The sequence below is a fragment of the Bacillus sp. SORGH_AS_0510 genome (assembly GCF_030818775.1).
In the GTDB taxonomy this organism is placed as follows: domain Bacteria; phylum Bacillota; class Bacilli; order Bacillales; family Cytobacillaceae; genus Neobacillus.
The window spans coordinates 4,664,543-4,676,280 of sequence record NZ_JAUTAU010000001.1 but is presented as its reverse complement, the minus strand read 5'-3'; the positions used below and the strand labels follow the sequence as shown (position 1 = coordinate 4,676,280).

The 11,738-nt window shown below is 39.6% G+C and carries 6 protein-coding genes and 1 pseudogene; all 7 read left to right on the top strand.

Translation table 11 applies throughout. The annotated features are described in order from the left end of the window. The first annotated feature begins 32 nt into the window (after positions 1-32). Entirely contained in the window at positions 33-1,652 is a 1,620-nt protein-coding gene (locus tag QE429_RS23690) for an ATP-binding protein (protein WP_307290501.1), read from the top strand. 202 nt (positions 1,653-1,854) lie between these two features. Further along, a complete protein-coding gene (locus QE429_RS23685) occupies positions 1,855-3,390 on the top strand; it encodes a response regulator transcription factor (RefSeq protein ID WP_307290499.1) in 1,536 nt (511 codons plus the stop codon). 12 nt (positions 3,391-3,402) lie between these two features. After that, complete coding sequence (locus tag QE429_RS23680) at positions 3,403-5,175, top strand: cache domain-containing sensor histidine kinase (RefSeq protein ID WP_307290497.1); 1,773 nt, start codon at positions 3,403-3,405, stop codon at positions 5,173-5,175. A gap of 185 nt (positions 5,176-5,360) precedes the next feature. Further along, positions 5,361-6,650 carry an ABC transporter substrate-binding protein gene (locus QE429_RS23675; protein WP_307290496.1) on the top strand — a complete coding sequence of 430 codons (1,290 nt, stop codon included), beginning with the start codon at positions 5,361-5,363 and terminating at the stop codon, positions 6,648-6,650. A 306-nt stretch (positions 6,651-6,956) separates the two neighbouring features. After that, a complete protein-coding gene (locus tag QE429_RS23670) occupies positions 6,957-7,853 on the top strand; it encodes a carbohydrate ABC transporter permease (protein WP_307290953.1) in 897 nt (298 codons plus the stop codon). Next, positions 7,846-8,665 (top strand): annotated as a pseudogene (locus QE429_RS23665) (carbohydrate ABC transporter permease). The gene QE429_RS23670 and the pseudogene QE429_RS23665 overlap by 8 nt, the downstream one beginning before the upstream one ends. Before the next feature lie 33 nt (positions 8,666-8,698). Continuing rightward, entirely contained in the window at positions 8,699-11,731 is a 3,033-nt protein-coding gene (lacZ, locus tag QE429_RS23660) for a beta-galactosidase, LacZ type (RefSeq protein WP_307290495.1), read from the top strand. Positions 11,732-11,738: the final 7 nt, after the last annotated feature.

Below are 11,738 nucleotides of genomic sequence, written 5' to 3'. Positions count from 1 at the left end.
GTAAGAATTTAACATGAGATAGGTGGATTCAGTTGATTCTTTTAGACTATATTATGAATCTCGCAATTTTTTCGCTAATGGTCAGTACACCTCTGGTAGTCCGCTCGTTCATCAAACATAAACCCTTTAAGAGGGTTAAACTTTGGGTAGGATTATACGGCGGGATCGTTTCAATCATTCTTGTCATACTATCCATTCACCAGGAAGGTTATTCGTACGATATACGGTATGCCCCTGTCATCCTGGTTTTCACTTATCTTGGACCCATCGCAGGATTCATTACCGGGGTTTTCTCATTACTCATGAGGCTCTATTCCAGTGGTCAATGGATGCCGGCAATTATCGGCTGGTCGGTCATTATGATAAGTTTTTCGATTATCCATGTGTATATTTCACGGCTGACTGCAATTAAAAAGGGTGCCATTCTATCTGGAGCATATGTAATTATATACGTGATTACCGTGCCAGGTCTTTTCAATGTTTTGAGAGACAAGCCTATGTTTCACTTTCAATATCTAATTTTTGTGATGTTAGGCGTTATTATTGGCTCCCTGCTAATCGAATCCTATGTGAAGCTGCACAGATTGAACAATCGTCTGTCCGACATGAATACAATGTTAGAAGAAAGTGAATCCAAATATCGAATCATTGCTGAAAACACCTCAGATTTAATAATGGTGATGAATCAGGATCATTCGATTAGTTACTTCTCTCCTTCACATGAGATGGTTTTAGGATTCCAAGCGAGCGAATTAGAGAAATTTGAATTATGTAAGTTTATTCATCCAGATGATGTCTGTCTTTTTAAAAACACAGTCAAGACCATGTTTGAGCAGAAAGAATCTCAAGCGTTAGAATTCCGTTTGAAACACAAAGAAGGTTATTATATCGAATTTGAATCCCGTTGTATGCCCGTAACAGGAGAAGGACAATCAGTTGAACATATCGTTATTATCAGCCGGGATATTTCTGAACGGAAAAAATCAGAGGAAATCCTTCTTCAATCCGAGAAGCTTTCTATTGTCGGAGAACTTGCTGCGGGCGTTGCTCATGAAATCAGGAACCCTTTGACAACCATTAAAGGCTTCCTGCAGCTCTATCGCGGTGAGAATACCGCTATTGACCGTTTGCTGCTTACAGAATTAGAGCGGATCGAAGGGATTACTAGCGAATTACTCTCTTTAGGAAAGCCGCAAGCTGTACAATTAAATCGGACCGATTTGAAGGAATTACTAGAAGATACATTAGAATTACTGTCACCGGAAGCGCTGATGAATGATATTCAAATAAAGTTACTGATGGAGGAAACTGACTTCTTTATTACTTGTGAAAGAAATCAAGTCAAGCAGGTATTCCTCAATATTTTAAAAAATGCGATGGAGTCCATGAAGGATGGAGGAGAAATTAGTGTCGACCTACGAAAGAGTTCAGAGGGTGAGTGCCTGATTTTAGTACAAGACCAAGGATGCGGCATTCCTGAAGAGCTTCTACCTCGTCTAGGTGAGCCGTTCTATAGTTTAAAAGAAAAGGGAACGGGGCTGGGCGTTATGATTTGTCATAAGATTCTTAAGCAGCACCATGGCAGTATATCGTATAAGAGTAAAATAAACGAAGGAACACTAGTAGAGATTACACTACCCCTGGCTAATTAAGGGTCCAAGCAACTTCATTTTAAAAGAGAAAAATCAAAGACTTTTCCGTCTAGCGGGAGAGTCTTTTTTATATTTGCTAGTCTATGAAATATGTAATAGAAGGTAATATATAAAAAACGCTTTCAAATAATATGTTCTATAATAGAATAGGAGTATAAATCTTTAAAACTCGAGGGTAGTTGCTATCTGAAGGAGGGATTCGATGACATCAATGGGACCATGCAGAATTCTTATTGTAGATGACGAGATGCTAATTAGACAAGGGATCAAACACTATATTGACTGGGAACAAGAAGGATTTTTGATAGTTGGAGAGGCTTCGAATGGTCAAGAAGCATTAGAACTCATTGAGGTCAACAAACCTCATGTGTTAATAACAGATATTGTGATGCCGATCATGGACGGGGAAGAACTAACAAGAATTGTTAAAGAGAAATATCCTGATATTGAGATCATTATCCTGAGCAGTTTTGGAGAATTTGATTATGTACGCTCTACATTTCAAAGTGGTGTGGTTGATTATATATTAAAGCCAAAACTTGATGCAAAAGTGCTTTTAAAAGTATTGAAGACAGCTGCGAGCAGAATTTCATCTTTCCAGCCAAGAGATAAGAAAGTGGACCATGGTGCTTCCATCGACTATTTAATTGATAAGTTACTTTCTGGATATGAAGTCAATTTAGAATTAGCTGGATTAGAGAATGCGTTTCCTTATAGCGACTACTGTTTGTTGGGTGTTACTGGATCGGAAACAATCCAAACTACCATAAAAAGTAATATTGATGAAGCATTGGATCAGGATTTAAGCCAGATAGAATATTATAGCTTTAAACATGATCAACATACCCTTATTTATCTCCTAAATTTAAATAAGAACGATATAACAAATGTGGTTAACATGGCTAACAAACTTGCAACGAAGCTGCAAGGAGTAAGGTTCGTATTAACAGAGGTGTTTCAAGATTTAGCTCATTTGGGGAATATGTATAAAGAGCAATTCTCAAATCTATTAATGTACCAATTCTATCTTCCTAATAGTTACATTTTATTGAAAGCTGACCTCCCTGAGCTACCTCGTAAATTAGAAAAATTTAATTTGGATTGGTTTACTGGTGAAATGAAAAGGAGGCACTTTGATTCTGCTTTTAATTATTTAAAAGAGCATGTTAGAACCTATTCAAAATGTTATACAACAGATGTTTTTGAATACAAGGCTTTTTTTGGCAACATCATTTTTAACATTACGATTCTTCTAAGTAATATGGAATATGAAGTGAAAAAACTAGAGAACGCTAAATATTCATATTTTAAAGCTTTTGATGAAGTACGAACTGCAGAAGAAGCGGTAGGACTATTAGATCGTTTTATTGAAGAAGCAAATGAATGCCTATCTGCAATAGACGAGCATTCGGAAAATGTGAATATGAAAAAGCTGATGGAATATATCATGGACCATTATGCCGAGCAGCTTACCCTTACAGAAGTGGCTAAGCACTTTCATTTTAATCCCTCTTACCTATCAAACTATTTTTCAACGCATAATAATGAAGGGTTTATTGAATATCTAAATAAAATTCGTATTGAAGAAGCAACTAAGCTGCTAATAAAGAATACGGAATCTATCTCTGAAATCAGCGGAATGGTCGGCTACTCTGATCACAGCTATTTTTGTAAGGTATTTAAGAAAATTAAGGGAGTATCCCCAAGTCAATACAGACGAAAACAATCCTTAAGATAAGAGATGATATACATGTGGCTTATTCCTAATCGTTTTAAACATAATAATCTGTTTATCACTATGTTTTTCATCGCCTTACTGATGATTGTCATAGTATCGGTTACGATAACATGGACGACCATTCGCATGTCGGAGCAATTCTTTTTTGAAAAGTTCAGCATTACGAACTCGAAAGTGATGAATCAAGTGAAAGAGAGCTTTGAGTCTTTTAATTATTCCATCATAATTGCGTCTAACAACCTACTGCAAAGCGGAAATCTCAAGAAAATCCTTACGGAAGAGGGCTCGAATACGGAAAAAATGAATGCCATTTTTACGATGAGCCAGCAAATGAAGCATATTAAATCCAATCTGGATGCGTACGAGGTTGAAATCATTGTTACCGGGAATAACGGACTTAGCTACGCAACCGATCGCAATTACTGGCCAATTACAGATGAAGAACTAGAGAATAGTGCTTTGACTCGCAATACGTTCAAATCGCCTAAGAGGCTTTTGTATCAATATGACCACCGTCCAGCTCAAACTTCAGAGGCAGGTGATGGAAATGTCATTGTTGCCTCTAAAGCGCTAATGGACCGTCTATCCGGAAGAATTTATGGTTCGATGTATTTTGCCATTCAAGAGAAAGATTTCAGAAAGTTTTACTCGAGCTATACCACCCCTGGGAATAATGTGGTCATGGCAGACAGACAGGGAGTGATCGTGTCGAGTAACTTATCGAAGCTCATCGGGAAAAAGGATGAAAAGCTTGTAACCTATGCAGCAAAAATAGAAAAGGGATCAAACGAATATATCATTGAAAAATTTATGGGAAAGGATCAAATTATCACGATGGAATATCTTCCATCCTTCGATATGTTCCTTTTCAATATCATTGATAAGCAAAGGGCAGTTGGCGATTTAATCAATAAAAAGGCCATTGTCCTGATCTCAATGGGGATCGTTTTTGCCGCTTTGATTATTGTCTTTTTAGCTTCTAGACGTGTAACGAATTCGCTTTCGAGGTTGGTAAAGCAAATAGGGAATGCACCTAAACACAACTTCCACCAATACGTTGCTGTTACAGGAACTTATGAAACGAGACAAATTGGCAATGCCTTTAACTCAATGCTTGATGAACTGCATGATTATGTAGAAAAACTTGTTTTGGCACAGAAACAACAGCGCAACGCCGAACTGGCTGCTCTTCAGCAGCAAATTAATCCTCATTTTTTATACAATACATTAACTTCCATTAAATTCATGGTCCAGCAGGGTGTGAAAGAAGAAACAGAGTCGGTGATTAATGCCCTTATATCCTTGTTGCAGAATACAATTGGAAATGTCAGTGAAACCATTACGGTTGAGCAGGAGGTAGAGAACTTAAAGAATTACGTGTTAATCAATCAAAAGCGGTATGGAGATCGAATAAAAGTGAACTATTTCGTTTCACCGGATTGCAGGGAATATCAAATTCCGAAGTTAATTTTACAGCCTTTCATCGAAAATTCTTTCTTTCATGGTTTTAATAAAAAGGCAAATGGCTATATTAATGTCCTTGTATGGCAGGAGGGTGACAGCTTAGTTTGCGAAGTGGTCGATAACGGGGACGGAATGGAAGTTTCAGCAGAAAATAAACTTCCGAGTACAAAGCGGAATCAGCAGCTTTTTTCTGGCATTGGTGTTCGGAATGTCCATGAACGCATTCAGCTTATTTATGGAGAAGCATTTGGAGTAACCATTTCCAGTGACCCTGGCGAGGGTACAAAGGTTCGAATTACCCTTCCTTGTGTGGCAAAGTAAAAAAAATCATAAAATCTAAAAATAGTGCAAATTCAAGAAAATGAAAGCGTGTTCAATACGTAAAAATATTACCAACTCTTAAAAATATCGTCCTAACGAAAAGGCCCCAGCAGGTGCTACCATAGTACTTGTAAGGTAGATAACGCTTACAAAAATACATTAGATACGCTTGGGGGGAAATATTGATGAAAAAAGTATTAGCACTATTTTTAGTAAGTATTTTGCTTTTAACTGCTTGTTCTTCCGGATCAAAGGATAAACAAGTTTCAGGCGAGTCAAAAGATACAAAAGAAATTACCGTATGGGCTTGGGACCCGAATTTTAACATTAAAGCAATGAATCTAGCAAAAGAAGCCTATAAATCTGAAAACCCTGATCTTAAGATTAAAGTGGTTGAAAATGCTCAGGCTGACATTGTACAAAAGCTAAACACTAGCTTAAGTTCTGGTACGACTAAAGGCTTGCCGAATATTGTTTTAATCGAAGACTATCGAGCACAAAGCTTTTTGAAGGCGTATCCGGATATGTTCCAGGAGCTAACTGGTTCTTTTAAATCAGAAGATTTTGCTCAGTATAAAATGGCACCAACCAGTTTGGATGGGAAGAACTACGGACTTCCATTCGACACAGGCGTAACGGGATTATATGTTAGAACGGATTATTTAGAAAAAGCCGGCTATAAAGTGGATGACTTAAAAAATATCGATTGGAAGAAATATATTGAAGTTGGGAAGAAAGTAAAAAAAGCGACAGGCAAAGCGATGCTCACACAGGATCCAAAAGACCTTGGATTGATTCGCATGATGATTCAGACAAGCGGATCATGGTATTTAAAGAATGATGGAGTGACACCTGATATTGCAGGTAATGCATCATTAAAAGAAGCATTCAAAACATATAAAGAGATCTTAGATGCTGATTTAGTGAAACCTGTGTCTGACTGGAGTCAATTTGTAGCAGGTTTTAACAGCGGAGATGTTGCCACTGTTCCAACAGGGAACTGGATCACGCCTTCCATAAAGTCTGAAGCTTCTCAAGCTGGTAAGTGGGCAGTTGTACCAATGCCAAAACAAACTGATATTCCAAATTCAGTTAACGCTTCAAACTTAGGAGGAAGCTCTTGGTACGTACTTAACGTTCCAGGTAAAGAAAAAGCGGTTGATTTCCTTGCGAAAACCTTTGGCTCCAATGTTGATTTTTACCAGACTTTGAATAAAGAAATTGGTGCTATTGGTACTTACAAGCCAGCTGCTGAAGGTGAAGTCTATAAGGCAGCAGATGAGTTCTTCGGAGGACAAAAAGTCATCACTGATTTTGCTAACTGGACAGAACAAATTCCACAAGTAAACTATGGTTTACACACATATGCAATTGAGGATATTTTGGCTGTAGGAATGCAGGATTACCTGAAGGGGAAAGACCTTGATAAGGTGTTAGAAGACGCACAAAAACAAGCTGAAGAACAAATTAAATAAGTCTAGCATTGAAAAATAATAAAGAAATAAGCCTTGGAAAATTCGCCGGCTTCTCCTGTACGGTTCATCGGAACGGAGCTAACTGTTTTATCAGGCGATTCGTTCTAAGGCTGTTTCTTTTATTGTCTAGCTCCAGCGCCTAGCCCCTCGGGTCAAATAACCTTCGGCAATAAAAGTCAAAAGGCGGACTTTTCTTACCGAAGAACATTTGCCTGTCGGGGCTGAACAAGGCGCTTCCGCTTTTCTAATTATCAAGGTAAGGGGTTGACCTAAGTGATAACAGCTAAAGTAAATCAAAACCAGGCTATAAAAACAGTGAAGTCAGGCAGAAAAAATCGAGCGAAAAATGCTGTAATCGGCTGGTCCTTTGTGATCATTGCATCTGTCATGATTTGCTTATTTTACTTCTATCCAATGCTTCAAGCACTCATATTATCCTTTCAATCTGGTACTGGGGCAAACCTGACTTTTACAGGTTTTGATAATTATGCACGCTTATTGAAGGATCCAACATTTTTAACGACAGTGAAAAATACGGTCATTTATCTAATCATTCAAGTGCCGATCATGATTATTCTAGCGTTATTCCTTTCTGTTTTATTGAATAATAAAACACTGAAATATAAGGGGCTATTCCGCACAGCTATTTTCCTTCCCTGCGTAACTTCGCTTGTTGCGTATTCGGTTATCTTTAAATATCTATTTGGACATGACGGCATGATTAACATTATGTTAATGAAGCTTTCACTCATTTCTGCACCAATCGAGTGGCTGACAGATCCTTTCTGGGCTAAAATTGCCATCATTGTAGCGATTACATGGAGATGGACTGGCTATAACATGATCTTTTATTTATCTGCTCTGCAAAACGTCGATGAATCTATTTATGAAGCGGCGAAAATCGACGGAGCCTCATCCATTCAACAATTTTTCAAAATTACAATTCCGATGCTCAAGCCCATTATCTTGTTTACTTCGATTACTTCAACTATTGGTACGCTTCAATTGTTTGATGAAGTCATGAATATTACTCAAGGTGGGCCGGGAAATGCGACGATGACGATCTCTCAATACATCTATAACTTATCGTTTAAATATACCCCTGATTTTGGCTATGCAGCTACTGTTTCATACGCCATTGTCATTATGATTGTCATCTTCTCAATTATACAGTTTAAAGTGGCGGGTGATAAAAATGAGTAAACGGATATTCAGCTATACTGTGCTTATTATCGCTTCCATTGTCTCAATATTCCCATTTTTATGGATGATCATCAGTTCCACTAATAAGTCAGTGGATGTAACGAAGGGGAAGATTGCTGCCAGGTAGCCATTTTATGGAGAATCTTCACAACTTGTTGGATACGGTCGACCTTGTACCGGCATTAATCAACTCAACCAAAGTTTCGATTATCACTACGGTTCTTGCTATGCTAATCGCCTCATTGGCTGGGTATGGATTTGAAATTTTTAAAAGCCGGACAAAAGACTTTTTATTCAATTTTTTGCTTCTATCCATGATGATTCCTTTTGCAGCGTTAATGGTTCCATTGTTCCGGATGTTTGGAACGATATCACAATCGTTTCCGATGATTGGCATTGATACGCTGGCAGCTGTTATTTTACCGACGGTTACTACTGCATTTCTTATCTTTTTCTTTCGACAAAGCACGAAAATGTTCCCGAAGGAAATATTGGAAGCAGGGAGAATTGATGGATTAAGCGAATTGGGTGTCTTTTTTAGAATTTATGTTCCAACGATGAAAACAACCTATGCTGCTGCAGCAATTATTACGTTCATGGCCAGCTGGAACAGCTATCTATGGCCACTTGTTATTTTGCAATCACCTGAAAATCAGACGATTCCCCTGCTGATTTCTAACCTTGGCTCAAGCTACTCTCCTGACTTTGGCGTGATTATGACAGCCATTGTGATTGCAACCCTGCCTGCGGCACTCATTTTCTTCATTATGCAAAAACATTTTGTTGCAGGAATGATGGGGTCTGTGAAATAGTGATAAAAAAGTAGATAGGAAGTGTAATAGATAATGACGTTTATTCCAACGATAGATTGGCTTACTGATTTGAATGTATTCGCCGTAAACAGGCTTCCTGCCCATTCAGACCACCCATATTACGAGACGATGGAGGAAGCAAGAAATGCTCCTCCAATGAAAATGCGGTACGAATTGAATGGAAACTGGAAATTTCATTATAGTGTGAATCCGGATCATCGTCCGAAAGAGTTTTACGGGTCAGAATACAATTGCTCGGGCTGGGGAGATATTACGGTCCCTGGACATATACAACTGCAAGGATACGGAAAACCGCAATATGTCAATACGATGTACCCTTGGGACGGACATAATGATATTCGACCGCCGGCAATTCCAACCGATCATAATCCTGTCGGCAGCTATGTGAAGATGTTTACAGTTCCAGCCCATATGGAGAACAGGCCTTTGTATATTTCATTCCAAGGGGTGGAATCTGCTTTTTACGTGTGGCTGAACGGTACATTTGTTGGCTATAGTGAAGATTCGTTTACACCGTCTGAGTTTGAGTTAACTCCTTATCTCGTTGAAGGAGAAAATAAGCTGGCCGTTGAGGTTTACCAGCGCAGCACTGGCAGCTGGCTTGAGGATCAGGATTTCTGGCGTTTCTCAGGAATATTTCGGGATGTATATCTTTATTCAGTGCCAGAGGTCCATGTGTTTGATGTTCATGTTCGAACAGAATTGGATTCGTCTTATAAAAAGGGGACCCTTCAAGCGGATCTTAAACTTCTTGCGGATCAAGCGCCGTCAAAAATTACAGCCGAGTTGTACGATGAACATGGCAGCTTGACCGCAGCAACTGACGGCTTCCTCAGTGAAGGAAATTGGACTTTTTCGTTGCCTGTGGAGGGGCCTAAGCTATGGAGTGCAGAAACTCCTTATTTATACAAACTATATATTCAAGTCTTTAACGAGTCTGGAAATCTAGTAGAGGTTATTCCACAGAAGGTCGGTTTCAGACGATTTGAACTGGTCGATAAAATTATGCGGATTAACGGTGAACGGATTGTTTTTAAAGGAGTAAACCGTCATGAATTCAATTGCCGCAGAGGCCGCGCGATTACGAAAGAAGACATGCTTTGGGATATTAAAACCTTGAAACAGAACAATATCAATGCTGTCCGTACTTCGCATTATCCCAACCAGAGCTACTGGTACGAATTATGTGATGAATACGGTATATATGTGATCGATGAAATGAACCTGGAAACACATGGATCCTGGCAGAAGATGGGAGCAGTTGAGCCATCCTGGAACATTCCCGGCAATAAGCCGGAATGGCAAGATATTGTCATGGACAGAGCGATTTCGATGTATGAGAGGGATAAGAACCATCCGTCGATCTTGATTTGGTCATGTGGGAACGAATCATACGCCGGGGAAGTGATACTGAACGTATCTAAATATTTTAAAAGCGTCGACCCTAGCCGGCTTGTTCATTACGAAGGCGTATTCCATAATCGTGACTATAACGAAACAAGTGATATGGAAAGCAGGATGTATGCAAAGCCTGCCGATATTGAAACATATTTAAGAGAGAATCCAGAGAAGCCATACATCAGCTGCGAGTATATGCATGCAATGGGCAATTCACTAGGCGGCATGTATAAATACACGGATTTAGAGCGGAAATATCCGATGTATCAAGGCGGATTTATCTGGGATTATATCGATCAATCGATCATCAAGAAGGACCGATATGGAAAAGAATTTTTAGCATACGGCGGCGACTTTGGTGACCGTCCGACGGATTACGGATTTTGTACGAATGGGATCGTGTATGCGAATCGAGAGTTATCGCCAAAAATGCAAGAAGTCAAATACCTGTATCAAAACTTTAAGCTGGTGCCAGATCAATCGGGCGTGACGGTAATAAACGACAGTCTTTTCACCGATACCTCCGGTTATGATTTGGAATACATTCTGTTCCGCGAGGGCAAGGAAATGGCTCATGGCATCATTAATATGGCAGTTGCGCCTTTGAGTGAGGGAAGAGCCGAATTTGTGTTGCCTGCTGATAGTGTTAGAGATTCGGGTGAGTATTGTATTCATACCCTCCTAAAATTGAAGGAGACCACACTTTGGGCAGAGGCAGGATATGAAATTGCCTTTGGACAGTACGTGTTTCAAGTAAAAGGAACAGAAAAGCCCGCATTAATTCCTGAAACTTTAAGAGTAGCTGAAGGGGATGTCAATATTGGTGTCCATGGCCGGGATTTTTCTATTATGTTCTCAAAACAAGTCGGAAGCTTAATATCGCTGAATTATGCTGGTAAAGAGATGATTGCCCTTCCTCCTGCACCATTGTTCTGGAGAGCGACAACGGATAATGATCGCGGCTTTTCTCAAAGCTATCATTCGGGGGTATGGTATGCAGCTAGCCTGGCGCGGAAATGTGTAGGAGTTGAGGTTGCGGAAGGTGATGAACAAGTTTGCGTCACTTTTACCTATCAAATAGCCATTAGCGCGGATGTGGAAGTGAAGGCCAGTTACACTGTCTTATCTGATGGAAGCGTTCGTGTTAAATCGGTTTATCATGGAGCCGAGAATCTTCCGCAGATGCCGATTTTTGCCGTGTCCTTCAAGGTTCCAGCTGATTATGACCAATTGGAATGGTATGCGATGGGGCCGGAAGAAAATTATTCCGATCGCTGTAAAGGCGCGAGACTGGGTCTTTTTAAAAACCAAGTTTCCGATAATATATCTGGATACGTCATGCCGCAAGAGTCAGGCAATCGTACCGGAGTCCGGAGAGTCAGTCTTACGAACCGTGATGGTATAGGGATTAGGATTTCTTCTCTTTCAGATCCACTTGAATGCAATTTTTCACCATATACGGCATTCGAGCTTGAAAATGCAGGCCATCATTACGAGCTGCCGAATGTCCACTATACGGTCGTAACGGTTGCATGCAAGCAGATGGGCGTTGGCGGAGATGACAGCTGGGGTGCGCCTGTTCACGATGAACACCTCATTCATGCAGACCAGGATATGGAATTTGAATTTATGATTCAGCGGATTTAAGTAGTTC